The following is a 26,383-nucleotide window of genomic DNA, read 5'->3' as shown; positions in this document are numbered from 1 at the left end:
ATTTTTTTAATTAATTTATTTAAAAACGATTAATCGGCTTGATACATCAGTTCTGCAAAGTTCTCCTTTTCGGCGCCGCAGGTTGGGCATTCATAGTCGCTTAAATTTTCAAAAGGCATTCCGGGTTCTATATTATTAAAGATATCTCCATACAACTCGTCATAAATAGTGAAACAGCTTTTACATTGATGAACCGTTTTTTGATTGGGTGATTTAATTTCAGTATTGGTTTTGCTTACCGGCAATGGTGATAGGTTATTGATTTGTTGTTCATAAAACATATCGCAAAGCGCTGTCAGGTGCCTGCTTAAATCTGCTTTGGCAACACCTTGTTTGTAAATCACAAATTCGCGGGTATTGTGGTTAAAATCGCGGGTATGCACAATTTCAAATTCATCGGGCATCCGCTCGCGGATCATAATTGAGCCATAAATCCCCGATTTAGGCGACCGCTTTATGGCAAAGCTAAGTCCATATGTTCGCAAATCTGCCTCTTCAAATTCGCTTACCAATTGCTGCTTAAGCTCGAGGCAGGGATTGCAAAGGTCTTCAACCTGCCAGTTAAGCTCATTTGAAGCATGCCTGATGTTTACCCGGTATTTATTAAACAGGTTACCCCATAACGGCCTGTGCTTTGCCTCGATATTTTTAATGAGTAAGGATTTCCACGGGCTAAAATACAATTGTCCAACCCTGGTTTGCATACACAGGTTGCAGATTTCTTTCAAAAACTCAATATCAAAAAGCTCGTGGCGCCTGTAAATACCCAGCCAGTATTTATTACCCTGTTTGTTAAAACCTTCATAATAGGGTAGTTGAAATTCGGGAATAATAAGCGGTTGATCAATTTCCTGGATTACAAATTGGTAACCGGCAGTAACTAATTGATAAAGCTTATCGGGATTGATTTCAACCTGATCGTAAAACAGCTTTTTGTTGGCAAATATAACCTGTTGTATTGCTTTGCCAATGGCGGGAATATCATCCGAATAAACCAAAACAGGCCAGCAATACAAGATGTTAGTTTTAGGAAACCTGATATACAAGTACCAGTAATTACTTACCGGCGAAGAAATAAAATTAAGGTTACCTGTAAAAAACGAAGCAAAAGTTTGATTGCTGTCAACCAGGTTTATTTTCAGTTCGGGCTGATAATCAAACAGGTCGAAAATGTCTTTATAAACACCTTCTTTGAGCCAGTTCTCCTGGTTAAAAATACCATCAGCTATGTACGAACTGGTGATGTTGGGATAAGTATCCTGGTTAACTTCATGGTCAATACCGGCACTAAGCATATCAAATTCCAGATCCTCCAACTGTGCTTCTTCAATTTCAAAATACAATTGCTGCCGGTTGCCAAAACGGACCTTTTTAGCACCAGCATTTTGCGCGATGATGAGCATCTCGTAAAAATCACCGGCAGAGGCTACACCGCCGGGCAAATTTATCTTAATTAGTTGCTTATTATCCATTGGTTTAAGCTTTTAATAATTGTTGCTCAAGTACTTCTTCCAAGAGGCGTTTTACTTCGGGCCTACATGATCCGCAGCCAGTTCCGGCTCCGGTTTGGCTGCAAACATCGGCCAGTTGCGTGCAGCCGCCGGCTACTTTATTACGTATATTATCGGCACCCACATTATTACAACTACAAACCAGTTTGCCTAAAACAGGCTCGGCTGTTTTACCGCTGCGAAGCAGTTTAAGGCGCTTATCGCTAAGCTCGGTTTTGTTTGCTATCAGCTCTCTGAATTCCTGAAACTCGCCTTTATCTCCAATTAAAATGGTGCCCACCAACCTGTCCTGGTGAATAATGCATTTTTTATAATAACGCTTTGCCTTATCTATAAACACTATTTCTTCATAGTCTTTTTCATTCGGGCAATCAGATAAACCGATACTGCACAAATCAAAGCCATGAATTTTGATGATATTCATAAACAGGCTGCCCTTGTAATAACTGGCTATGTCGCCGTTCATATAGCCTGCAACTACAGCAGCTTGTTGTTCCGCAGCAGCGGTTATACCATATAATGTGCCGTTAAACTCTGCTATTTCGCCAATGGCGTATATGCTCGGATCGCTGGTAAGCAAACGTTCGTTTACAATTACGCCGCGCTTAATTTCAAGGCCGCAATCTTTTGCTATTTCAAGATTTGGCGTAGTACCAATGGCAAGAATCATGGCATCGCAATCTATTTTCCGTCCGCTTTTTAAGCCGATGCCGGTAAGCTTACTACGCCCATAAAACAACTGCACTTCATCATCATAGAAAATGTCGCAACCTTGATCAACCATTTCTTCGTGCAAGAGCCTGCTGCCCAACTCATCCAACTGGCGGTTTAAAAATCTTGATGTACGTTGAATAATGGTGATAGTAATCCCTATTTCACGCAAGGAAGCCGCCATCTCCAATCCCAATAAACCACCTCCGACTATTACTACGTGACCATTTTTGGGAACATGCTTTTTAAAGTTATCAGCATCATTGCGGCTACGCATACTGAAGATCCCTGTCAACGATGGAACGTTTTTAGGAATTGCCGCCCGGCTGCCGGTAGCCAGCAGCAATACATCGTAATAAGTTTTTACACCCCGGCTATCCAGCACATATTTGTTAACACGGTCTATTTTCTCGACACTTACGCCACGTAATAACCTTATTTTAAGTTCGGGTTCTTCCTCATCCGTCATTTTTACCAGTTGCTCCCAGCGTTGCTCGCCGCTGATATAATCTGGCAGCATAACGCGGTTGTAAAAAGGATGATCTTCTTTGCTAAAAATGATGATCTCATCATCTTTGTTCAACTCCCGGTATGACCGCACGAAGCCGTGCGCACCGGCACCGGCGCCAACAACCACAATTCTTTGAAAAGGCTTTTTATACTTTTGAATCTTTACTGCGCAATACTTAAAATCCGGCTCTTTTGATATCGGATCAAGTGCGTCATTAGTAACATTGTTAATGCGGTGGAGATCATTGTTTAGTATCTTGCCCCAATGCATCGGCACAAAAACAACACCCTGTTTTATCTGTTCGGTAATCCGGGCTTTTACCCGCACTTCACCCCTCCGGGATGTGATAATAGTAACATCGCCTTCCCTGATCTCCAAAGCTTCAGCATCAACAGGATTGATTTCGATAAATGACTCTTTAATATGCTGATTAAGCTTATTCACCTTACCGGTTTTGCTCATGGTATGCCATTGATCGCGGATACGGCCGGTAGTGAGAATAAAAGGATAGTCGCCGTCAGGAACCTCGCTGGTATGCGCATCCGGTACCGCGCTTATCTTAGCGTTACGTGTTTCGGTATAAAATTGCTTGTCGGTAAACAAGCGAGGTGTCCCTGGTATCGCATTACGTTTTTTATAAGGCCATTGTATTGATCGTTGTTGTATGATGGTTTCGTGCGTGAGCCCGCTGATATCAATATTGGTTTTCCCTGTTAGTTTAGCATGCTCGGTATAAATTTCTGCGGCATTTTTGAAGTCGAAGCCTTTATACCCCATTTTTTGAGCAAAACGGCAAATGATCTCGCTATCCGGCATAGCCTCGCCTGGGGGTCAAGTACTTTACTCAAATAACTGATCCGCCTTTCAGAATTGGTCATAGTACCCTCCTTTTCGGCCCAGGCTGCTGCGGGGAGGATCACATCGGCATAAGCCAATGTTTCGGGCTTATTACTAATCTCCTGAACCACTACAAACTTTGCTTTTTTCAAAGCCTCTTCGGCAAGGCGTACGTTTGGCAAGCTGGTTAAGGGGTTGGTACACATGATCCAGATGGCTTTAAGGCGGCCATCATTTAATGCCTCAAACATCTCCGTTGCGGTAAGACCAGGTTTTGCGGCTATCTCTATACCTCCCCAAAACTTCTGCACCTCCGCCCTGTCTGCCGGGTTAGTTAAAATACGATGCGCCGGTAAAAGATTAGCAAGCCCTCCCACTTCGCGCCCGCCCATAGCATTTGGTTGCCCCGTTAGCGATAATGGGCCAGATCCCGGCTTACCAATATGGCCCGTTATCAAATTAAGATTCAGGAGGCTTAAATTTTTATTTACCCCAACAGCGCTTTGATTTAGCCCCATTGTCCACATCGTTATAAAACCTTTTGCATCGCCTATATAACTGGCAGCAAGCCGGATGTCGTTTTCAGTTACACCGCAAATTGCAGATGATTCAGCAAGGGTACGTTCAAATACCAATTTGCTGTACTGCTCAAAACCATCAGCATGATTGTTTACAAAATCAATATCGATATCCCCATTCTCTATCAATACCCTGCCAATAGCGTGGTTAAGGGTGATATCGGTACCCGGGTTTAACTGCAGGTGCAGATCGGCATTGCTGCAGGTATCCGTAACCCGGGGGTCAACAACAATGATTTTCACATCGGGATTTGCGGCTTTATGCGCTTCAACCCTTCGCCATAAAATAGGATGGCACCAGGCTGGGTTAGCTCCGGTAACATAAAAGCAATCGGCCAGTTCAATATCGTCATAACAAACAGGTACAGTATCCTCGCCTAAAGCAATTTTATACGCGGCAACCGCGCTGCTCATACACAAACGCGAATTAGTATCTATATTATTACTGCCAATAAAACCTTTAATTAACTTATTGACAACATAATATTCTTCAGTAAGGCACTGGCCTGAGGCATAAAATGCAACCGAATCCGGCCCGTATTTATCAATGAACGTTTTAAAAATGGCTGCTGTGCGCTCCAATGCGTCGTCCCAGCTTACCCTTTGCAGGGGCATGCTTTTGTTATAACGCATTTGAGGGTACAGCAGCCTGTCGGTTTTATCATTAGCTGTGTAATGCAGGTTAAGCCCTTTACTGCACAACATGCCTTTATTTACAGGATAGTCCTTATCACCCTCAAGCGTTATACTGCCATTTTTTTCTTTATTAATTACCACGCCGCATCCTACTCCGCAGTAGCAGCAAGTACTTTTAAATGTATTTTGAGGGCGTTTGTTCAACATTTCTTTTAAGCTAAAAGCTTTTCTTTAAGCCGAAAGCTTAAGGCTTAAAGCCTAAAGCTTTCATATGATTTCTTTTCTATTTATTCAGCCTTCTGCTTTTCGCTTTCGGCCTTTTGCTTTAAGCTTATAAAGCCAAAGCAGGTTCATCTGCTGTTTGAGCTTCAGCCTGTTTTTGAAAACGGGTGATCAGCACAATCACGGAAATCACCATAACAGTTATACCGATGTAAGTAAATGCCTGTATATAAGTGATATGTTCGGACTTGAAAAGAAACCCAAACAACATCCCCCCAAGGTTACCGCCTGCACCTACTATACCGCTTACCATCCCAACATTTTTACTATTGATAAACGGAACTATACCATAAGTAGCACCATTTGACATTTTGAGGAACAGTGCAAACGAGAGCATGGAAATAATAGCCATTGTAAGGTTGCCCGAATTTGCAAACAGAACAAGACCAATGCCTTCCAGCAGCAGTACGCCGGCAAGCAATAAGCCCTTGCCCCGCATTCCGAATTTGCCACCAACTTTGTCAGATACAATGCCGCCTAATGCACGGGCAAAAATGTTCATGAAGCCAAAAATACCTGCCCAAAAACCGGCCGAACTTTGCGACAAATGAAAAGTATCTACAAAATGCAGAGAAGCTACATTATCAAAAGTGATCTCCATACCAAAACACATAGCATAAGCCAGTGTAAGTGCCCAAACACGCCAGTCGGCCAATATCGACCAATCGGTTTTTGATGGGTTGGTTTTGGCATAACCTACTTCATCATAGTTACCGTTAGGCGTGTCTTTGGTAAATTTCCAGTATACGAATGCTATTATCAGCATCATTACACCCGGAACTATCATGGCATACCGCCAGGCTTCGGCCTTGGTAAAACCAGCCCCTACTATAGCAGCAAATATTAAAGGCATCACCATATTGGTTACACCACCGCCAAGGTTACCCCAACCACCGGTTACCGCGTTGGCTGTACCTTTTATATTAGGCGCAAACATCATAGAAGTGTGGAACTGGGTAATTACAAACGATGAACCTATTACACCGATTGCCAACCGAAACAATAAGAAAGATGTGTAATCATGCGCCAGACCCACAAGAAATACAGGTAAGGACCCTATTATTAATAACCTAACGGCTGTTTTGCGCGGCCCCCAGGTATCACAAAGTTTACCTATAATAAGGCGGGCAATAATTGTTGCAGCTACAGATGCAATGATGGTGTTACCCACTTGTCCTTTACTCAAATGTAATTCGGCACGGATGGTTGGCATTAATGGCGCCAGTCCGAACCAGCCAAAAAAGCAAACAAAAAACATGAGCCAGGTAATGTGAAAGGTGCGCATTTGTACACCCTTCAATGAAAATATGTTGAGTTTGGTAAGTTGTTTTTCCATTTTTTTAAGCTTAAAGCTCAAAGCCTAAGGCTAAAAGCTGTTTGTTTGTACTTTGATTTTTTAACATTTCTCGCTTTCGGCTTTTAGCCTTAAGCTTTTAGCCTACATTACTTATTTAAAAACTCAGGTTTGATATTAAGCTGCAGGTACGCCCAAAACGGGTGCAGTTTGCTGCTATCCGGCGTTAAACCTTTAGCATACTCCATGCTGTGAGTTGCTGCCATGTAGGATAAGCCCAGATCAACAGCGGTGAATTTGTTAAGTTTATAGCTGTTGGTGAGGTCAAATTCAGTACCCAAATATTTGTCGATAGGTTGCCCGTTTGTTCCTTTCTGATCTTTAGCCAACAGAAAGTAATGATTAGCCAAATCAACGCTAAAACGCTTATTATCTGAAAGATATTTGATTTTAACGTAAGGGTTGCTCAAGCCGCCGGTTGGGGATCCGGTGCCTGCATAAAAATAGTCCATATAGCCCCAGAACTTATGCGGGGTACCATACAATGGGTCAAACCTGTGATTGGTTTTTGAAGAGGACAGCGCATCATTTCCTGACAGGTAATCCCATCCGGCTGTGTAAGCCATGTTACTGCTTTTGTATGATAAAGACCCGGTATAAGTGTAAGCACTTAATTCAGCACCGTCGCGATCATGACCTCCCTGGTAATAAAATCCAGCTGTAGCAGCCCATTCATCTTTGCTACCGAAAACGGGATTAACAAGCAGCCCGGTTGTATAACGGGTATTAACTCCTGGTTGATTAAACCGGCGGCCATATATATAACCAACATCTTCGCCTGATACGTTTTTTACCGAATCGAGCTTGTATTTGGCAAATTGATCGGCAAGGAAAAGGCCGGTTACCTTTGTTTTATTAAATTTTTTAGCAAAGTAGAGGTATTCAAGTGCTTTATAGTTTTGGTTTTGCCCATTAGTACCGGGAGGATTTAAAAATGAAAGATTGCCATTTTTGGCACTAACGCCCGATGCATTAACCAGCGGGATAAGCCCGGCAGGGGTATTAGCCAAATTACCTTTGCTATCCTTTACCGTAGCGGGCACATTGGCCGGTGTATAATAGGTACCGTTATAATTAATAGCATCAGAACTCTGATTGAATGCTGCGCCGAGATCAACCTGCCAGCCTGATTGAAGAAGTTTTAATACGATGGCGTCGTGCCTGCGGGCCTGCTGAATCCAGTCGGTAGCACCAAGCAAGCGTTCATCGTCATAGCTAATTTCCTGGCGACCAGCTTTTATGGCGAAATAATCGACAGGTGATTTTTTAAAGGAAGTGTCTTTTTTGTTGGACAGGATCAGCTCGGCCCAGGCTTCGTGAAGGCTTAGCCGGCTGCCATCGTTGATAGTAATAGTTGAGGCATCCTGGCCCCAAAGCCTTACATCCTGTACGGATGTTTGAAAAATAAGCTTGCTGCTTTTGTAATTAAAGGTGAGCCGCGTTCGTTGTGACACAAAGGCCGCGTTTTTGTTACCTACCGGTTCTAAAGTTCCATAACCATCACGTAATTCGCCCCTTGTTTTGATCTGCCCTGTCAAAGACAGCTGCGCAGAAGCATTATAAGAAACGAAACATGATATAATTAATAGAATTTTTCCAATAGTGTATTGATTAGATACATTTTTGTACATTTGAATTGGTTTTTTATTTGTTAAAGCGATTAAAAACTATTTAACCCTGTCTGGGAATGCGACCTCCCGGCAGGGCTTTTTTATGAATTTTTGATTTTTACCATAGGCTCAATCTTTTTTGATTTATTTATCTGTTTAATTATGATAAATATAACTTATTTAATGATTGCGTACAAATAATTGATTTTTAAAATGAATTTTTATGATTAAAATCATTAAAAACTATATTTTTTGATAAAAACTCAAATTACAAACGATCAAAAACAGATGAAATGCATTTTTAACAATTTATTAATAGATAAAAAATCAATAAACCATCGCAAAAACAAAATTAAAACCATTTAAACAAAATAAAATCACTATAAAAAATCACATACATCGATATAACGCCATTTAAATTTGCTTTAAACTCTAAAAATTCGAAAAATAAATTCAAAATAAGACAGCAAAAACGAACATGACTTTATTAACCAATGCCTTGGTGTATTAAATACACCAAAATTTTAAACAAAAACACAAAAAAAGCGCCATTACCCCTTTCGGCAACGGCGCTTAATGTAAATTTCGTTCTATTTTCCGCCTAAATACACTAACATTTAATCAACTCCGACAAAAACTTTTCCATCGGCTATTTTTACCGGATAAGTTTTTATCACCAATTCCTCTTCACCCAGACACTCACCTGTAAGCAGCGAAAATGTTTTTTTATGAAAAGGACAAGCTACTTTTGGCTCGCAGCTTTCGCCGGCACTGCCGATCATGCCACGCGATATTGCCATTTGCTGCTTATGCGGACAAAGATTTTGCGTAGCATACCATTCATTGCGACGTGTAAAATTAAATATTGCTATCTGTTCATCACCGTGCTTAATACATGATCCGCCATTTTCGGGCACATCATCAACATAACAGGCCATGATCCATTGGGTTGCTATTGTTGCTTCCATTGTGTTTTCTTTTTAATAATGATCAATCTAACTTTGAACTAAAAACTCGGGATTTCCTAATAAAACCTACCATTCCTTAGCGCGAACCTGTTCACGCATTGGCTCAAATTGAGCATGAGGATCTTTTTCATCAGGCGCATTTATAAAATGAGCGAAGCGCTTGCGCATTGAAGGGTTATTTATAGCTTCTTTCCACTCGCAATGGTAAGTATTTACCAATGCCTGCATTTCCTCTTCCAACTGCTCGCCCAATCCAAGACTGTCATTTACTATTACATTTTTAAGATAGCTCATGCCACCGTCGAGTTTATTAAGCCAGGTTGCTGTCCGGGTTAACTGATCGGCTGTTTTTATATAAAACATCAGGAACCTGTCGAGATATTTAACTACAGTCTCCTTATCAATATCTGTAGCCAACAACTGGGCGTGCTGAGGCTTTGAGCCACCATTGCCACACACATATAAATTCCAACCTTTCTCCGTGGCTATAATTCCAAAATCTTTTGATTGCGCTTCGGCACACTCCCTAACACAACCGCTTACACCACCTTTAATTTTATGCGGCGCGCGGATCCCCTTATATCTATCCTCCACCTCGATGGCGAAAGTCACACTATCATGCAGGCCAAACCTGCACCAGGTACTGCCTACACAGCTTTTTACAGTACGGAGTGCCTTGCCGTAAGCATGCCCACTTTCAAAACCGGCATCAATAAGCTCTTCCCAAATTAAAGGAAGATCGCTCAGGTGCGCACCAAACATATCAATGCGTTGCCCTCCGGTTATTTTAGTATACAACCCGTATCTTTTAGCAACCTGGCCAATCACGATCAATTTATCAGGCGTAATTTCACCACCCGGAATACGCGGCACAACAGAATAAGTACCCCCTTTTGAATATTGGCTAAAAAACGATCATTGCTATCCTGTATTGCTTCCTGCTTTACAATAACATCATTCCATAAGCTGGATAAAATACTGGCAACAACCGGCTTGCAAACCTCACAGCCATCGCCCTTGCCATAATGATCAAGTACCAGATCGTAGTTTTTCAGCCCGTTTATTTTAACAAGGTCAAACAATTCCTGGCGCGAGTAATCAAAATGCTCACAAATAACATTTTTAATATACTGACCATTTGCCTTCATGGTGCCGGCAATCAAATCTTTTACCAATGGTACGCAACCGCCGCAGCCTGTACCCGCCTTGGTGCATTTTTTCATGCCATCAATACCAGTCACACCACCCTCATTTACAGCCGAACAGATTGCACCTTTGGTAACCGCCTCGCATGAGCAGATCAGCGCATCATCAGGCAAACTCATTACACCTGCCCCTGCATTAGCTTCACCTCCCCTTGATCCTAATATCAGATCTTCAGGATCCGGCGGCAGTACTATTTTATTATTAACGGTTTGCAGCAGCATATTATAAGCATCTGCATCGCCGATTAAAATACCACCTAAAAGGTTCTTGCCATCGTTTGTAATGTTAATGCGCTTATAAATCCCCTTATGCGTGTCCTCAAACAAAATGGTACGGCAATCAGGTTCAGTAATAAAGGCATCACCAAAACTGGCCACATCAACACCAATCAACTTTAGTTTGGTGCTCATATCATAGCCATAAAAACTCTTATCAGCCTCAGTTAAATGAGCTGCTACAATATCAGCCATCTCATAGCCGGGTGCAACGAGGCCATATATCATACCTTCGTATAAAGCACATTCACCAATAGCATAAATACATTCATCACTGGTTTGCATTTTTTCGTTCACCACAATACCGCCACGTGTACCTACATGCAAACCCGCCAATTTAGCCAGCTCATCGCGCGGGCGAATACCGGCCGAAATAACCAGCATATCTACAGCAAGCTGGCTATCATCATTAAATTTTAATGAGTGGATTTTTTTATCGCCGGTAATAGCAGCAGTGCTTTTATTAAGGTGGATATGCAACCCCAGCTGGCTCAATTTCATTTGCAACATATTACTCCCTGCAGAGTCTATCTGACGCGGCATCAGGCGCGGTGCAAATTCGATGACATGCGTTTCAGAAATGCCAAGATCTATTAAAGCCTTAGCAGCTTCCAGCCCCAGCAAGCCGCCACCCATTACAGCCCCTGATTTTGCATTAACAGCGCAGGCCTTGATCAACTCCAGGTCTTCAATGGTGCGATACACGAACACACCTTCCTTTTCAATACCCGGAATATCAGGTACAAAAGCCGATGAGCCGGTTGCTAAAACCAGGTAATCATATTTAAGTGTAATGCCTTTTAAAGAGTGGATTGTTTTTTCGGTGCGATTGATTTCCTGGATGGGGTCATCCAAATGCAGCGCGATGCCATTATCTGAATACCACGATAAAGTGGATAACGAAAGATCATCAGCAGTCTTGCCGTTAAAATATTCACTAAGATGCACCCTGTCATAAGCGTGACGCGGCTCTTCGCCAAAAACAATTATTTGGAACTGTGTTGATCTGGCTAAAAGTTTTTCGCAAAACTTATAACCTACCATACCGTTACCAACAACAATGATGGTTGGTTTTGACATATCGAAATTTTTAAATGTTAAAGCAATTTTCAAACTAAAAATGAATCAACTGCGACCTTGATTTCATTTATATTACAATTATAACTCAAAAAAGCATCAAATAAAAATTTAATTTCAATTTTTTGTTAAATAAATCATGATTATTGACGTTTAAATTCATAAATTAGTGCTATTAATATAATTTACATCATTATTTAAACAGATTTTTTAAACTGATTTTGCTATTTTAACAAAATCACCAAAATATAAAGGCTTAAAAGTCTATTTTTTAATCACTAATTTAATAAAATGCAAAAACAAATACAAAATCCTGAACTTTTTGTACTTGGAGCAGGTCCAGGAGACCCAGATTTGATGACTATCAAGGGATTTAAGGTATTACAGCAGGCAAATGTGATATTATATGACAACCTGGCTAACAAAGAGTTACTGGCGATAAGCCGGGATGATTGTGAAAAGGTATACGTTGGCAAGCAACCTTATGGTGATTATACACCGCAGGAAACAATTCATGAACTGATAAAACACTACGCATTTACTAAAGGTAACGTGGTAAGGTTAAAGGGAGGCGATCCGTTTATATTTGGCCGCGGGTTTGAAGAAATCATTTATGCACGTGCACATGGTATCACCACACATTACATACCGGGTGTAACCAGCATGCAGGCCTCCGGGCTGGAAGACATTCCCCTAACCCACCGACAAGTGAGCGAAAGCGTTTGGATGGTTACCGGCACCAAAAAAGACGGCAGCCTATCTGCCGATTTAACCTGCGCCATGCACAGTAACGCAACAGTTGTTATATATATGGGGATGAAAAAGCTGGCAGAAATAGCATCAGCCTATATAAAAGCTGGCAAAGGGGATATACCGGCAGCTATTATACAGCATGCTTCATTGCCCCAACAAAAATCTGCAAAAGGAAAAGTAAGCGACCTTGAAGCTATCGCGGCAGATAATCAGCTTACTTACCCCGCTATTATTATTATAGGTGATGTTGTTAACGTAAAAAATTAAGGAAATGAAGATCAGGATAAAAGGAAACTCACTGCGTTATCGCCTCACCAAAACAGACGTGCAAAACTTTAACAGGGACGGCTATCTGGAAGAAAGCACCAATTTTGGTTCACAAGTATTTAAATATGCATTGCAACGCTCTGCAACTGAATTTTTAACTGCCGGGTTCAGCGATAACACCATAATTATGTATATGCCAGCCGCGATGGCCGTTGAATGGGCGAGCACCGATCGTGTTGGTTACGAAAGCAACAACAACCAAATGTACCTGCTTATTGAAAAAGATTTTAAATGTCTTGACAATGTGGCTGAAGACCAAAGCGACAATTATCCTAACCCATTGAGCTTAAAACTTCAACATTAACCCTGGAGTGAATTTATTTACTGATAAATATACTTTATCAGTAAATAAAAATCATTTAAACCGAAGTTATGATGAAGCTTTGGATTGGTTATTCAACCTTAAATGCCGCACGGTAAAAAATAACGCAACTAAAATTAATATCCATACCCAGGTATCAAGCGGGCAACCATCAGGTCCGCCATCATTACCATCGCAAAGGCCATCTCCCGGATCTGCATAACTCAAGGATACTGTAAGCAAATTGATTATAATAACAGCTAATACTGTTTTCCATTTTGATGTAATTATAGATAATACGTACATACTGTTATTGTTTAAAAAACATTCCGCTCCCAATCCTGTCTCCTGTGCTTTCATTAACTGCAACTACTATGTAAAGTCCCCGGCCTAAACTATTAACATTTTCCTGAAAGGTATTAGTACCAGTAGCCGATAGCTTTCTGACAATAGCGCCCGAAGGGCTAACTATACTTATCCTAACAGGTTTTGAAGATGTTTGTTCTAACTTTATATTTACTGTACTGGCCGAAACCACAGTTGGATATACCAGGAATTTACTTACACCGGGGCCCGGCCGTATTTCAAAATTTAGATTATCAGATAATTTAGTTTCGCCGGTTACCAGGTTTTGGCTAAGCCTATAAACGATCTGGCCACTGCCTGGAGTTTGGTCAGTGTAGCTATACTTACCGGTAGCTGTTGACTGCAGGCTATCTATAGTCAAAAACGTTTTGCCCCCGTCAGCACTTTTTTGAACAGCGAATTTGGTAAAATTACTTTCGTTATCAGTTTCCCAATTAAGGGATATTCCTTCGGCTACTTTTTTACCGTTAAAGCTCAGCAAGCGATAATCGTGTCCCGGTACGATACCAATTTTAAGATAAAACCTGTCATGAGCATAGCTTGCCGGATTTGCATCAACCTTAAATGCGTACTCGGCGTTATTTACAACATCGAGTGAATCATTGGTATATTTATCTTTCAGATAGATGGAATATCTTTCGTCAATGTTCTTTTTTACAGGTGAGGTGAGTTTATAAGTACCATAATTAGAGAAAGTAACGATGAGATTCACACGTTTTAATTTTTCGAGGTTACCTGTGTAATTAGCAAAACACCCTACCGAATCGCTGCTTAACGAGTAAAACAAATCAACCTGCCCCGATGGCCGATAGTAGGGCGCATCTTCACCGGGCACAAACTTGTCGGTAGCGTTTTCATCAAAATTGATGTCGGTAGAGTTATGAACAATAGCGTCTTGTACCAGGTTCATAGTTAGACGAGGAATACTGCTTTCAACATTATTGGTAGCCGGGCTTGCTGCAAATGAAGCCGTAATGTTTTTTGAAGGGCTGCCAACAACATTAAATACAGGGGTTGATGGAAGCGCTCCGCTATAATTTGAGTATGCTACCTTCATTGTTTCATCAAACTTAATAGCTGAAGCAGAGGTTGCAACGGTAAAAAATCCCTGCCCTGATAAAGCGTAGCGGCTTGCTCCTGTGCCAATAGATCCGGTACTGGCATCATACAACGCGAATTTGGTTGACGAGCTATTGGTTCCGGTACTGGCATCTTTTACCAGCATATAATAAAATTTATTAGTAGTGTTTACAGTGTAAAGGGTATGCAGATCTATTACCGAGGCATATGGATTACCAATAAGGTTTAAACCTTGTTTAACAGTCGGTGTTGACGTGTGATAAGACAAGGTAGCCGGGGCACTCACCGCGGTAGCGGTATAATAAGTTGGCGGTGTAGATGGAAAATTCACAATATTGGCCGTTAATGTTGCATTGCTGGCCCCCGTACCTTTAATAACAGTTCCAAAAAAGTTTAGCGTAGCATTATCTGTTGCCGGAAAAGGCCTTACAAAGGGGTTTGCTACACTCCTGCTCCCTCTGAAATAGTATAAAAAACCGTTTGCAGGTGGCAAACCCTGGCTTGTTGAGCTAAAAGGCTTGTATTCATTATTCAATACCTGATTTACATCCGAAGTAACCGGTGCGTTTTCATCATAAACAAATACCGAAGGGCTGTTGCCGGTAGCTGTAGCATCATCAAATCCATTTGTTGTACCCCCTGGACCGGTAATGTACGTTGTAGCGATAAGCGGTAAAAGATTATAGGTGCTAAGCGAACCGGTTGTTAAAAATGTTGATGTTGTATTAAGTACCGGCGATGACATTAGCATATAGCGACGCAATGTACCTTTCACATAACGTTGAACATTGATACTGCCCGTAATGGCGCCTGCTGAAAGACTGCCGATACTTGCATCGCCTGCAGCGGTGGATAGTATGGTAAGCGCCGTTGTGGTCGATGTGACATTGCCTACCGCAAGCGTTGACGATGAGTTAACATTTAATGTATAAGTTGGCGCGACGGTAAATGTACTTCCTGAGGCCATTGTTTTTGTTCCGCCTGTGGTGAAGGTAACATTGTAAAAATTTGTTCCCGTGGCAGTTGCGTCTGTAAGGGTTTGGGTTGTACCGTCAAATGATATCAGCGCGGATGGATTAGGCGTGAACGTACCTGTATTTGTGTAATTACGCGAGATATTTAAAGCACCCGTACCCATATTCATGGTACCTGCATTGCTAAGTGTTCCGTTTATATCAATTGATCCCGTACCACCGGTAATGGTTGCTGCCGAATTATTCGTCCACGTGGCCGCTGTTGATCCGGCTGCACCTATAGTAGTGGTAGTATTTGTGGGGTTTGAAAAGGAGACGTTTGAGTTTGTCGTAAGCGTAGAATCGACGTTAAGATAACTCGTCTGCCCCGTACTTGCAGATCCACCTATAACCGCTGTCCCCGTCCCCTGGATCACCAGGTTATCATAAATAGGATCAGTTGAAGCGTTAGTGTTAACTACGCCACCACCAGGACCAAACCCAAGTGTGGCTGTAGTATAAATTAAAGGATTTGAGCCGGTATACCTGACCGTTGCCTTACCACCCGGGTTATGGTCGCCATAAAAGTTTGCTGAAGAATACGGGGTAACTAATGTACCAATAGCACTCGTATTAGCCAATACTAATGTGGGATTCGTATTCGTGTTTGTTACTTTATACGATGTACGGGCATTGACCGTAAAGTAACCTGAATTTCTGGCCGTCACGCCCCGGTTGGTAAAATTGATCTGCCCGTTTATGGTCATCGTGCCTCCTTCAAGCCTGATACCGCTGCCATTTATTTGTCTAACGTTTAAATTAATATTAACGTTATTGCTTACTGTAAAAGCAGATGCTTCAAGGATTAAAAACGAAAAGGATGAGGTTGTTACAGAAGCAGTGCTGCCAAACTGTAAGTTGGTGCAGGTTACAGTTCCCGTTCCCCTGATATCATTAAAAATGCTTGTGCCTGAAGTGCTTGAATTATAGTTTTGGGTAATATCTCCCGCTACGGTGAGTGTGGCGCCGTTAACAGTTAAAACGGTTCCCGTTAATGTTGTGCCGCTTAGTACGTAAGTGGAAATGTATTGAATACTTCCAAATGTAATGGAGCCAACTGTTACACTTGTAGCCAATACCGGCTGATTGGTATATATTGATCCGGTTACCCCAAACTGAACAATGTCATCGGTTCTGCCCCCACTTCCCGGATAAGTGGCTGTTCCACTTCCCGAGCCGGAAATAGTCCAATTCGCCGTAGTATTCCAATCCGTTGATGAACTGCCATCCCAGGCAAAGGTATAAGAAGCGAGGGCGTTGCTAGCACAAAAGAAAAGATTTATCAAAAGCAGTAAAAAAATTTCCGTGGTGTTTTAAAGACATCCCGCAAGTGCATAGTTATCCCATATTTATTAATAGTTACGTTTTACGAAAAACCTATCGCAAAGGTTTTTAATTAAAATGTGAATTAACCTATAATTAACACCTCTTGCTCTATCTTGCTCATTTTAAAGCGTATTTACAGTTGAGCAATATCAGCGTATGCAACCTTATGAAGATTGGATGAAGGCTTGGGCCGAGAGTTGTTCATGTTTAAATATGAATTATATATTTGTAACTCATATTTAAACATGGCTAATCATAAAAAGACTGAGTTTGCCGCAACAGATCAGGACATATCAATGGTAGCAAAGGCGCTTTCGCACCCTGCAAGAATCGCTATTATGCGCATTTTGGCACAGCACAAGCATTTTACCTGCGGCGAAATAGTTGAAATACTCCCTTTAGCGCAGCCAACGGTATCCCATCATTTAAAAGAATTGATGGATGCCAAGCTGATCACTGTTGCAATTGATGGTAAAAAATCGTTGTATGATGTAAACTGGCCAACCTGGAACAGATATACAGCCGAGTTTGAAAATATGCTCAGTGCTATTAACAAGGCGGACCAGCAGACCTGATCTGCCTTGTTAATTTATGGGTTATATTCATACACAACCTTATAAGGTACCTGTTTAAGCGAGGCAGATACCTGTCCTATCTTCAGATCACGCGGTTGTGGCGTAGGCTCACAAAAGGAATAAGCTTTTCCTTTATAAAGCACGGGTTTCCCCATCGGTTTATCAAACTGCACTGCCATAGTTATATGAGTTGGATATAACACCGCTATCATCGGCAAATTGTATATTTCTTTAACAAGGTAAAAAAATAACGCGGCACGATCGTCGCAGTCGCTGTATTGGGCAAACAGCGTTTCTTCGGGGCTCAACCGTTTCTCCCGGCCAAAATTCATATCATCATTTTCATATAAAAAGGCATATCGCGTAAAATGCATCAGGTAATCAACGCCTTTTTTGATACTCATGCCGTCCACATTTTTCTTTAGCAAAGGAATCAGCGATCCATAAGTTTCTTTACTTAGGGGAATATTGAAGTAATATTCAAAATCGACAACCGGATAATTCCTGAAAATGGAATCAATCAGCGGGTTAAGCTTAATCTTGAAATAGTATGCCTTATGCCGATATGTAAACTGCAGGTCCTTTTCAACATAGTCCGCAGGCGTAAAATCAGGCATGCTCGTAACCTTATATGAAAATGAGTTTATTGCACCGGGCACATTGATATCAACAGGAATAGCAGGTTGTATTGTAAGATCGGTACCCGGGTAGTCATGAATGTTAAGACACATGTACTTTTTATCATTAACCGTATAAGAAGGAATATCTGATACATCCTCATTGTTGTAGACATAAAAAATGATTTTTTTCCGGCCAGCGCCAATCGTGCATCATAGCCCGATTTAACCATCAGGAACCATTTATACAAGGTATACCTACTGTAATTTTTTTCTTTAGGACTTATCTGCTGGGCAGTTTTACGCACGAGCTGGTAATACAGCCAGTCATTAAGCTGGTGATCTTGTTTATAACTCAACAATGCATCAAGTAGAGGTTTATAATTACCGGCATCAACATTGATATAAAAGCTTTGTATGTTATTTACCGATAGTCCGCCTGTGGTATCCCTAATAGTTAAAGCATCGGCATTAAATGTACCATCATAAAAAGCAAAACAAATCCTACTGTTATTTTGAGCAAACAAATTAACTGTACTTAAAAGTATCAAACAAGGGAATAATATTTTAACATATCTGCCCATAGCAAACACATCATTTTACTTATAAGGGTTAAAGCATTTTGGTTTATGTCTAAATATACAAAATTGCAAATTAAAACATCAATTGACTTAATATTATTTTAATCGTTTAACAACATACTATTAATACTAGGCGCATAGATTTGAATTGGAAAATTATGATGCATGGGGACAGAAACATTAGGTAAAAGAATACTATGCTTATTTATAGCAATAGGATATTTCTTTTTTTCGTGTTTGCATGTTACACGATGTCCCAAAATTGCAGGTCATGCTAAAACAGGAAAGTATTTAACGCTTAACAACGGAACGGTAAAACAAAACGATCCGGTTATTTCGAGTGCAAATAACAGCAAATCGGCACCTGTTCTCTTTTTATCCCGCCCCCGGGTCATTTTCGGCAAAACCTTAACTGCATTAAATAATCAATTCAGGTTAATTCGTACCTGTGAGTTATGCCCGTTCCGGCTCATATCACAATATGACACTCAAAGTAGATTTCGGTCTCACAAGGTTTTTTACGCTGCTAACATTTTTTCCATTACCTGTACCTGGAAAATCTGAGTTATCAGCTTCTCACCTGCCAGTACCTTTTACAATGTTTTCTTAATACCTGCATTTACAGCGATTAACGCTGTATTATTAATTTATTTAAAAATCGTGTATACAAGTTATGCCTTATTTCAACTTAAAATTTTCAAATACCGATAACGAACTGGCTAATTTTGCCAAAGCCCTTGCGTTGCCGGTCAGGATTGCCATTGTTCGTATTATTATAGCTAACGGCAATTTAGTGCCCAAAGAAAGTTTATATAGCATCCCATTTAACCAAGAAACAATAACCAAGCACATTGCCGAATTAAAACGGATGGGTATTTTAAAGACTCATGGTTTACGCGGCTCAATTAAATACAGCATTGACGAGCGCTTGTTTCGTCAAATGGCCGATGGATTTGCCATGCTATTTGAAAGTATAAGAAGATTTGAACATGATCTGCAGGATTATTAAACTTGATTATACGAACATCGAGGTGAATTTCTGAACGTAAAATGATTAATTGCAAAAAAATCAATTATAATAACCTGATAAACAGACACTTCGTTATAACATTTGCTTAACCTGTGCTTAAAGTACCAATTCAGATTTGGCAATTCGGTTCAGATTTGTACTTTTGCGCCCGGAGAGTTGGCAGAGTGGTCGATTGCGGCAGTCTTGAAAACTGTTGAACTGTGAAAGGTTCCTGGGGTTCGAATCCCTAACTCTCCGCAATACGAGATTTTATCTAAATCATCATAGGGCTGTTCATCAATGAGCAGCCCTAATTGTTTTAATTTCAGCCTATTGTGTGTGAAGTCTGGATGTAGCTGAGGTGTTCTAAATATACCTTCTTTAAACGTGAGACCTTGTTTGAACACCTCCCTTAAAATAGCATGCTGCTGGTTGATTGTCGCTTCCTCAAAAATGTGAGGCAGGTTTAGCAGATAAGGCAAAACTAATAGTTCCTGATTGATAAAATCTTCTAAACTATCTTCCAATTCTTCTTTACGAGCCATTAATTGAGCTTTTTCCGCTGTGAACCTTTTATTCCATTTTTTATAGGTATCGGCATTGATTGTATCATCCATTACTTTTTGTTCGGCATTTTCCATTTTTTCTGACAGCAAGCCCAACTGCTTATCGACATCGGCCAGTTCCTTATCCCTAACGGATTGCATTCCATTTAAGCCGCTTTTAACATCATCGACAATTTCATCAATCAGTTCCTGCGAAAAACTCATATTGATCAAAAGTTTGTTGAATTGCTCATGTAAAAGTGTACCTGAAATATTGGTACTGGTATGCTTTATACAACGATAATACAGGTAGTATTTCTTTTTGCCTTTACACCAGCCCGCTGTCATACTATAACCGCAACAAGGACTTTGTAAAATCCCCTTAAGTGGGAATTCTGCTTTGGGATGGCTTTTCATCGCCCGTTTGGTGATACCCAACATGTCTTGAACCCGCCAATATTGCGTTTCGGAAATGATGGGATCATGGATACCCTTTACAATCTTTTCTGGATTTTTCCCATGGGCTACAACTCTAACTAAGCCAGCATATAGGGGATTTGTCAAAATCCGAAAGATAGCTCCGTTTCCGCTTTGTGGAAAACCTATATTTTTTAACTCCTGATGTATCAGATAACGAGGAACGCCCGCGAGATAATCCCTGAATATTTTTTGAATGATGTAGGCTTTCGTTTCGTCAATCATCAAAACCATTTTGCCATCTTTCCCCCTGCCATTCAGATAGGCCATAAGGCGCTTTGTTCAGATAACGCCCTGATTCCTGTGCATGCCTCGCACTCATCTTTGCCCTTCTACGTATGGTTAGCAATTCCTGGTTGGCGATAAGGTATTTAAATGCCCTGAGAAGGAATACGGAAGGGTCGGACGTGTCTATGTCTAATGGCTCGCTGGTTGCCACTACCTTAATACCGTGAGTCTTTTCTAACTGCTCTATTTTCTGTAATGCTTCGGGCAAGTTGCGACTGAAGCGGTCATGGTCAAGTACAATAAGATATTTTACTTTACCACGGTGTTCTTTGATGAATTTTTCTAACGCTTTGTAATCCGGCCTGTCAAATGTAAAGCTGGATGCACCATCATCAACAAAAATGGAGTTGAGCGCAATATGATTATACTCACAATAATCCCTGATGTTCTTTTCCTGATACTCGATAGAGTGAACGGACTGATCCTTTTACTTATTCTTATATACCCAATGGCGTCCATTTTTTCTCCTTTTTATAATAATTTCCAAGACAATTTCAGCTAATAATTTACGGAAATTATTGCTAAAATCCTCATTTTCAGAATTCTTTTTATCTATAGTTTCAGTGCAAGTTATAGCTGATTTTTGTTCCATAAATGAAGTTTATCAACCATCAAGATTGCAAGGTTGTAAGTGATATTTCAGAGAAAACGAGCGGTATCCCTAAGATGAAATTGATACTTATCGTAAGTGTCAAAATAATAGCGGGAGAAGTAGAAAGCATCGAAGGACTTTACTTGCGACAGCAACGCCCGTCTGCTGCGGAGCAGCAGCGGGCGACCCGGCCTTTCAGGCTATATTTCGACGACTAAGCCGTCCTGACAATCTGCCGCTTCTTTTTCAGCATCCTCGCGACTATCAAAAACCAGCGTGTTGCCATCCTCATCCGTGCAGATTGCAGCATATTCAGGCCCGCCGTGCATTTCCAGTACCAAGTATTTATAGCTTTGCTGTTCAATCTCTTTAGCTGGCAGATAAAACAATTGTATGGCCAGCGCAAAGCGTGGTGATTTAGCCTTGTTTAAACCATACTGTTCTAAACAATGGTTGCTGAATATAGCTAAGTAACCACCAAATAACTGTTCTGAAAACACGTTAGCACTTTTAGTCAACCCATTAGCATAACGTTTAATAACTCCTGTAACCTGATAAGACAGGTTCAGCCATTGCTGATAACTCAAAAACGGATTATTCCAGTTAGCAATCATTTCTTGTTCGCTACTGGCAATTTTTTCCGCTATAGTGTTAACATATTCCAAAAAGTCAGGCATTTCAGACCTGAACAGGTCGAAAATGATTTTAGCTTTTTCGACATTGGTTAATTGATCTATCGTTTTCATGATTTTTTTAATTTAAATAAAGGGGCATTACTGCCCCATCTATTAGTTTAAGCTGCTTGCGCCGTGCTTGGCAAAATCGGCACACAGGTCAAATGCAGTTTGGTTGCGTTGCAACCCTGTACCGCCCATGATGGATTTGAATTTGCTTTCCTCGTCCCTGAAATTACGGACGTTTTGAAAGTAGCCCGTTACGGCATTATAGGCACCGAATAGTGTACCCTTAGCGGTGCTCTCTTGCTGAGACGGTGCAGTCATTGCATAATCAAACACACTGCTGACCATGTTGTTAAATTGGCTCGATAATTCCGCATGTTTGCCGGTGGTTAACTTTTCGTGGGTTTCCTTATTCGGGCACATGGCTAATTGTATCAGCTTCTTTAATTCAGGGTCGGTAATGCGTACCCGTGACCAGCGGTTAAAAATCGCCTCCAGTTCCGTTGATAGCTGATTGGTAATGCCAAGCATCTTGTGCGCTTCTTTCAGTTTATCGGAAGCGCTGGCGGTATGCCTGATTTTTACATGGTTGACATGGTTACGCATGGCGGCATTGAGTGTATTTTGGCAAACAATGCGAACAGGCGTAAAAGCAATATAAATACTCCCTGTTCCGTCATGCGAAGCATTCAGAAATAAGTATTTTTCAATACAATCGTTGCGCCCGACTTTGATATAATCGGGTAGCTTGGCGGTAACAAAAATACGTTCGCCTTTACCTAAAGCCCCGGCAGTTTCGTACATAATGCCGCCTTTGCCGCCTACAATGCTATCAAAAAAGCTGAATGTATCCACGTTTTGTATCACCTCGTAATCTTTACCGACCACGCCCAACGGCTGCTCGGTATCGGTGCGAACTGTAGCGAAGAAGTCAGGCACTTCAATTTCGGGTATAATGATACCATCTTCTGTATTGCCTATGTAGTTTGCAGTATCATAAGTAAACAAAGGCCTTTTTTCTACCGTGTAATCTAAACAGGCGTGTTGTATCGCTTCTGCGCTCGTTGGGTATTGGCTAATGATCTGCCCCAGGCCGTGCCATGCTTTTTCCTTTACGCTGAAAAAACTATGTTTTCCAGCCTGTTCGTTATAATTGAGATTATGTGCCATGACTTTGGAGATTATGATGAATGAGACCACACCATTTCGGCGCAAGCTGACCCACTGTTTCGGGCCAAACTGACCATGGTATTTCGGGGCAAACTGACCCACCAAAACGCGTAGCAAATGCTGTAGAAGCAACCATCTTTTGAGGGCAAAAGACCCGTTCTAAGATGGCCAATTTGACAATCAGCATGAGTAAGATTAGAAAGATTTTAAGGATGAACAGCCAGGGTCGCAGCACGCGATTTATAGCTGCCCAGATTGAATCATCCCGGAATACCGTAAGAAAGTACCTGGCGGTCCTTAAGAAGAGCGGCTTTACCTTTGAAGAAGTTAATAACCTGAATGATAAGGAACTGGAAGACCTTTTCGGCAAGACCAGGGAAAACAGCCAGCCAAGCAGCCGTATGCAATCCATGTTGCGCTGCTTTCCACACGTCGATAAAGAGCTCAAAAAGACCGGGATGAACCGGCAGCTCCTGTGGGAAGCTTATATCAAAGAGTTTCCCGACGGCTATAAGTATACCCAGTTTTGCACGTATTACAACCAATGGAAGACCAGGGTCAACCCGACCATGCACATGGATCACAAGGCCGGGGACAAGCTATACGTCGATTTTGCGGGTGAAAAGATGAACTATACGGACAAGGAAACCGGTGAAGTCATTGAAGTAGAAGTCTTTGTAGCAATCCTTGGTGCCAGTCAGCTCACCTATGTAGAGGCTGTTATGAGCCAGCAAAAGGAAGACTTTATCGCAGCCTGCGAGAATACCCTGCACTTTATCGGCGGCGTTCCTGCCGCCATTGTACCGGATAACCTGAAAGCGGCTGTAACCAAAAGCAGCCGCTATGAACCAACCCTTAACGAAACGTTTGAGGACTTCGCCGACCATTATGGGACTACCATATTACCAGCGCGGGCGTACCGCCCGCGTGACAAGGCATTGGTAGAAGGCGCCGTTAAGATCATTTATACCAAGGTATACGCCCCTTTAAACAAGCATATCTACCATTCTTTATCAGAACTCAACACGGCGATCCGGCAAGCCCTGGAAGTCCATAATAGCCAGTTGCTCAAGGGGCGCAATTACAGCAGGAAACTACAGTTTGAAGAGATCGAGCGCCAGACCCTGGCACCGCTGCCCGTATTGCGTTACCAGTTCAAAAAGCACTTCTATGCCAGGGTGATCAAAAACGGCCATGTCAATCTCGGCCCTGATAAGCACTATTACAGTGTGCCTTACCGCTTTATTGGCAAGCGGGTTAAGCTGTTATATTCCCGTACCATTGTGGAGATCTACTCCAATTATGAGCGTATCGCTTTGCACCCGCGCGAAAAGAACCCCTATGGTTATACGACCGACAAAGAACACATGGCCAGTGCCCACCGCTTCAAAAGTGACTGGACGCCAGATATGTTCCTCAATTGGGCGGCCTCCATCCACGAGGATGTCAGGTTATATATCCTTCAGATACTGGAGCGTAAACAACACCCCGAACAGGCTTACAAGTCCTGCCTGGGAGTACTTGGCTTTGCAAAAAAAGCGGGGAACGAACGGTTAATAATGGCCTGTCAGCGAGGGCTCAGTTATGGCCTTTATAGCTATAAAACGATACAAACCATATTGGAAAACAAGATGGACAACTATGAGGAAAGCATATTTGCCGATGAGCTACCCATGCCTGATCATGGTAATATCCGGGGAAAAGACTATTACAAATAACCATTAAAACAACAATAACATGAACACAAGTACCTTAGACAAATTGCGGAAGATGAAGTTCTTCGGCATGTTCCATGCCTTTAAAAGCAGTATGGAAACCGGTAAAACAAACGATTACACGGCAGATGAACTGCTGGCCCACCTGGTAGATGCAGAATGGGACGACCGGCAGAACAGGCGTATTGAACGCACCATCCTATATGCCCGGTTCCGCTATAAAGCTTCAATTGAAGATGTTCACTATCATGCTGACCGAAGTATTGACCGCAACCAGATCATGCGCCTGGCGGATTGTACGTTTGTTGACCGCTTCGAGAACCTGCTGATCACCGGGAGTACTGGTATCGGTAAAAGCTATATTGCTTCTGCTGTAGGCTACCAGGCCTGTGTATTGGGCTACAGGGTATTGTACACCAGTACGCCCAAACTATTTGCCAAGCTCAAGATGGCCAAGGCGGATGGCTCCTACATGAAAGAGCTGGCTAAGATCGAACGCCAGCAACTGCTCATACTCGACGACTTTGGTATCCAGCCATTTGATGCACAAAGCAGGGCGGCACTAATGGAGATCATTGAAGACAGGCACGGAAAGACCTCGCTGATCATTACTTCGCAGCTGCCGGTCAGTAAATGGTTTGAGGTGATCGGTGAAAAAACGATTGCTGATGCTATCCTGGACCGGATCGTTCATGATGCACACCGTATCGAGCTAAAGGGAGAATCTATGAGAAGAAAACGTAACGTAGAACCGGAAAACACCCACTAATGAAATTACCTTTTAAATAACTATTTTTGTACGTGCTTTTATAGCATTTGCTGCAACCCAAAAGTCAGCTAACCCCTGGGTCAATTTGGCCCGAAACAGGGTGGTCACTATCTCCATAATATACAGTAAAACACCTGAATACCCATCCGGAAAAGATCAACAAAGGCGAACGCTTTATCGCGCATGCCGGTAAAATCGATGTAGAGGTACTCGGTACCATATTCAACATCCGGGACAGACGGAACGAAGTCCTGGTATCCTTACTCCAGGGCCGGATTAGTATTAACAGGAGCAATTCCGGAAAAACACCATTGCTGTTAAAATCAGGCGATGCGGCCAGGTTAGTTAACACGAACCTATCGCTGATGCCGGTGAGCAAACTCGACAATAAGCCGGATGCCTGGACCAGCCATCAAATGGAAAGTAGCGGCATGACCGTAGCAGGCATTATTGAAAACTACGAGGATACCTACGGTGGCCGGATCATAGTAGATAATCCCGTTTTGCTGAAAAAAGGATCGAAGGCACTATCTCACTTCAGACACCGGAAGAAACGGTTTACATGCTGGCTAACTTATTAAACGCTACCGTGGCGCAGCGGGATCATATTTATTACCTGAAATCTAAATAACCCTGATAATTA

23 protein-coding genes, 1 tRNA gene and 1 pseudogene are annotated in these 26,383 nt (G+C 41.8%); 8 read left to right on the top strand and 17 right to left on the bottom strand.

Annotated elements, in window-relative coordinates; genetic code table 11:
• Window positions 1–29: 29 nt before the first annotated feature.
• From ACRQ5D_RS22605 to nirB, 8 genes are all read right to left on the bottom strand, one after another.
• Window positions 30–1,472, bottom strand: a complete 1,443-nt coding sequence (locus ACRQ5D_RS22605; RefSeq protein ID WP_256337480.1) for a rubredoxin — start codon at window positions 1,470–1,472, stop codon at window positions 30–32.
• Between the two features lie 4 nt (window positions 1,473–1,476).
• Window positions 1,477–3,549 (bottom strand): FAD-dependent oxidoreductase, encoded by a 2,073-nt coding sequence (locus tag ACRQ5D_RS22600; RefSeq protein ID WP_431200507.1) that lies wholly within the window; start codon window positions 3,547–3,549, stop codon window positions 1,477–1,479.
• On the bottom strand, window positions 3,447–4,991 hold the full coding sequence (locus ACRQ5D_RS22595; protein WP_431200506.1) for a molybdopterin-dependent oxidoreductase: 1,545 nt from the start codon (window positions 4,989–4,991) through the stop codon (window positions 3,447–3,449). Before ACRQ5D_RS22595 ends, ACRQ5D_RS22600 begins: the two co-directional genes overlap by 103 nt.
• Before the next feature lie 124 nt (window positions 4,992–5,115).
• Window positions 5,116–6,402, bottom strand: coding sequence for an MFS transporter (locus tag ACRQ5D_RS22590; RefSeq protein ID WP_091170827.1), 1,287 nt, complete (start codon window positions 6,400–6,402; stop codon window positions 5,116–5,118).
• Window positions 6,403–6,509: 107 nt separating this feature from the next.
• A complete protein-coding gene (locus ACRQ5D_RS22585) occupies window positions 6,510–7,958 on the bottom strand; it encodes an alginate export family protein (RefSeq protein ID WP_431200504.1) in 1,449 nt (482 codons plus the stop codon).
• A 689-nt stretch (window positions 7,959–8,647) separates the two neighbouring features.
• A complete protein-coding gene (gene nirD, locus ACRQ5D_RS22580; protein WP_090525796.1) occupies window positions 8,648–8,998 on the bottom strand; it encodes a nitrite reductase small subunit NirD in 351 nt (116 codons plus the stop codon).
• Between the two features lie 66 nt (window positions 8,999–9,064).
• Window positions 9,065–9,871, bottom strand: coding sequence for a hypothetical protein (locus ACRQ5D_RS22575; protein WP_431200503.1), 807 nt, complete (start codon window positions 9,869–9,871; stop codon window positions 9,065–9,067).
• Window positions 9,829–11,559: a nitrite reductase large subunit NirB gene (gene nirB, locus ACRQ5D_RS22570; RefSeq protein WP_431200502.1), complete on the bottom strand. Its 1,731-nt coding sequence runs from the start codon at window positions 11,557–11,559 to the stop codon at window positions 9,829–9,831. The genes ACRQ5D_RS22575 and nirB overlap by 43 nt, the downstream gene beginning before the upstream one ends.
• 288 nt (window positions 11,560–11,847) lie before the next feature.
• Between nirB and cobA the strand changes: the two genes are divergently transcribed.
• Together cobA and ACRQ5D_RS22560 are read left to right on the top strand one after the other, a co-directional pair.
• On the top strand, window positions 11,848–12,576 hold the full coding sequence (gene cobA / locus ACRQ5D_RS22565) for a uroporphyrinogen-III C-methyltransferase (RefSeq protein ID WP_091170819.1): 729 nt from the start codon (window positions 11,848–11,850) through the stop codon (window positions 12,574–12,576).
• A gap of 4 nt (window positions 12,577–12,580) precedes the next feature.
• Window positions 12,581–12,940 carry a DUF7009 family protein gene (locus tag ACRQ5D_RS22560; RefSeq protein ID WP_091170817.1) on the top strand — a complete coding sequence of 120 codons (360 nt, stop codon included), beginning with the start codon at window positions 12,581–12,583 and terminating at the stop codon, window positions 12,938–12,940.
• Window positions 12,941–13,006: 66 nt separating this feature from the next.
• Here ACRQ5D_RS22560 and ACRQ5D_RS22555 read toward each other — a convergent pair whose 3' ends face one another.
• Window positions 13,007–13,243 (bottom strand): hypothetical protein, encoded by a 237-nt coding sequence (locus ACRQ5D_RS22555; protein ID WP_091170812.1) that lies wholly within the window; start codon window positions 13,241–13,243, stop codon window positions 13,007–13,009.
• Between the two features lie 4 nt (window positions 13,244–13,247).
• On the bottom strand, window positions 13,248–16,682 hold the full coding sequence (locus ACRQ5D_RS22550) for a beta strand repeat-containing protein (protein WP_143020815.1): 3,435 nt from the start codon (window positions 16,680–16,682) through the stop codon (window positions 13,248–13,250).
• A gap of 285 nt (window positions 16,683–16,967) precedes the next feature.
• Between ACRQ5D_RS22550 and ACRQ5D_RS22545 the strand changes: the two genes are divergently transcribed.
• Window positions 16,968–17,297: an ArsR/SmtB family transcription factor gene (locus ACRQ5D_RS22545; protein WP_091170804.1), complete on the top strand. Its 330-nt coding sequence runs from the start codon at window positions 16,968–16,970 to the stop codon at window positions 17,295–17,297.
• Between the two features lie 14 nt (window positions 17,298–17,311).
• On the opposite strand, the gene ACRQ5D_RS22540 is transcribed toward ACRQ5D_RS22545, so the two are convergent.
• Together ACRQ5D_RS22540 and ACRQ5D_RS22535 are read right to left on the bottom strand one after the other, a co-directional pair.
• Window positions 17,312–18,028: a hypothetical protein gene (locus tag ACRQ5D_RS22540; RefSeq protein ID WP_432326676.1), complete on the bottom strand. Its 717-nt coding sequence runs from the start codon at window positions 18,026–18,028 to the stop codon at window positions 17,312–17,314.
• Window positions 17,941–18,441 (bottom strand): hypothetical protein, encoded by a 501-nt coding sequence (locus ACRQ5D_RS22535; RefSeq protein ID WP_431200498.1) that lies wholly within the window; start codon window positions 18,439–18,441, stop codon window positions 17,941–17,943. Before ACRQ5D_RS22535 ends, ACRQ5D_RS22540 begins: the two co-directional genes overlap by 88 nt.
• Window positions 18,442–19,168: 727 nt before the next feature.
• On the opposite strand from ACRQ5D_RS22535, the gene ACRQ5D_RS22530 reads away from it, so the two are divergent.
• Both ACRQ5D_RS22530 and ACRQ5D_RS22525 read left to right on the top strand, forming a co-directional pair.
• The gene (locus ACRQ5D_RS22530; RefSeq protein ID WP_091170798.1) at window positions 19,169–19,504 is read left to right on the top strand and encodes a hypothetical protein; all 336 of its coding nucleotides are present in this window, start codon (window positions 19,169–19,171) and stop codon (window positions 19,502–19,504) included.
• Window positions 19,505–19,675: 171 nt separating this feature from the next.
• Window positions 19,676–19,762: transfer RNA gene (locus tag ACRQ5D_RS22525), tRNA-Ser, on the top strand.
• Between the two features lie 734 nt (window positions 19,763–20,496).
• On the opposite strand, the pseudogene ACRQ5D_RS22520 reads toward ACRQ5D_RS22525, so the two are convergent.
• The 5 genes and pseudogenes from ACRQ5D_RS22520 to ACRQ5D_RS22500 form a co-directional block, all read right to left on the bottom strand.
• A pseudogene (locus ACRQ5D_RS22520) lies at window positions 20,497–20,751 on the bottom strand (recombinase family protein); the annotation flags it as partial.
• The gene (locus ACRQ5D_RS22515) at window positions 20,744–21,220 is read right to left on the bottom strand and encodes a recombinase family protein (protein ID WP_432329838.1); all 477 of its coding nucleotides are present in this window, start codon (window positions 21,218–21,220) and stop codon (window positions 20,744–20,746) included. The pseudogene ACRQ5D_RS22520 and the gene ACRQ5D_RS22515, both read right to left, overlap by 8 nt.
• 21 nt (window positions 21,221–21,241) lie before the next feature.
• Entirely contained in the window at window positions 21,242–21,406 is a 165-nt protein-coding gene (locus ACRQ5D_RS22510; RefSeq protein WP_176844506.1) for a hypothetical protein, read from the bottom strand.
• A 200-nt stretch (window positions 21,407–21,606) separates the two neighbouring features.
• The gene (locus ACRQ5D_RS22505) at window positions 21,607–22,152 is read right to left on the bottom strand and encodes a hypothetical protein (protein ID WP_091170793.1); all 546 of its coding nucleotides are present in this window, start codon (window positions 22,150–22,152) and stop codon (window positions 21,607–21,609) included.
• A 42-nt stretch (window positions 22,153–22,194) separates the two neighbouring features.
• Window positions 22,195–23,256, bottom strand: coding sequence for a DUF932 domain-containing protein (locus tag ACRQ5D_RS22500; protein ID WP_091170789.1), 1,062 nt, complete (start codon window positions 23,254–23,256; stop codon window positions 22,195–22,197).
• A 185-nt stretch (window positions 23,257–23,441) separates the two neighbouring features.
• Here ACRQ5D_RS22500 and istA point away from each other — a divergent pair, with 185 nt between their 5' ends.
• The 3 genes from istA to ACRQ5D_RS22485 all read left to right on the top strand — a co-directional run bounded on the left by istA (window position 23,442) and on the right by ACRQ5D_RS22485 (window position 26,321).
• Window positions 23,442–24,974: an IS21 family transposase gene (gene istA, locus ACRQ5D_RS22495; RefSeq protein WP_432326672.1), complete on the top strand. Its 1,533-nt coding sequence runs from the start codon at window positions 23,442–23,444 to the stop codon at window positions 24,972–24,974.
• A gap of 19 nt (window positions 24,975–24,993) precedes the next feature.
• Entirely contained in the window at window positions 24,994–25,740 is a 747-nt protein-coding gene (gene istB, locus ACRQ5D_RS22490; RefSeq protein WP_432326671.1) for an IS21-like element helper ATPase IstB, read from the top strand.
• Between the two features lie 311 nt (window positions 25,741–26,051).
• Window positions 26,052–26,321, top strand: coding sequence for a hypothetical protein (locus tag ACRQ5D_RS22485; protein WP_432326669.1), 270 nt, complete (start codon window positions 26,052–26,054; stop codon window positions 26,319–26,321).
• Window positions 26,322–26,383 lie beyond the last annotated feature (62 nt).

The organism is Mucilaginibacter sp. P25, from assembly GCF_050859465.1.
GTDB lineage: Bacteria > Bacteroidota > Bacteroidia > Sphingobacteriales > Sphingobacteriaceae > Mucilaginibacter > Mucilaginibacter gossypii.
Note: the sequence above shows the minus strand (reverse complement) of the source record. Positions and strands in the feature narration are given on the sequence as shown.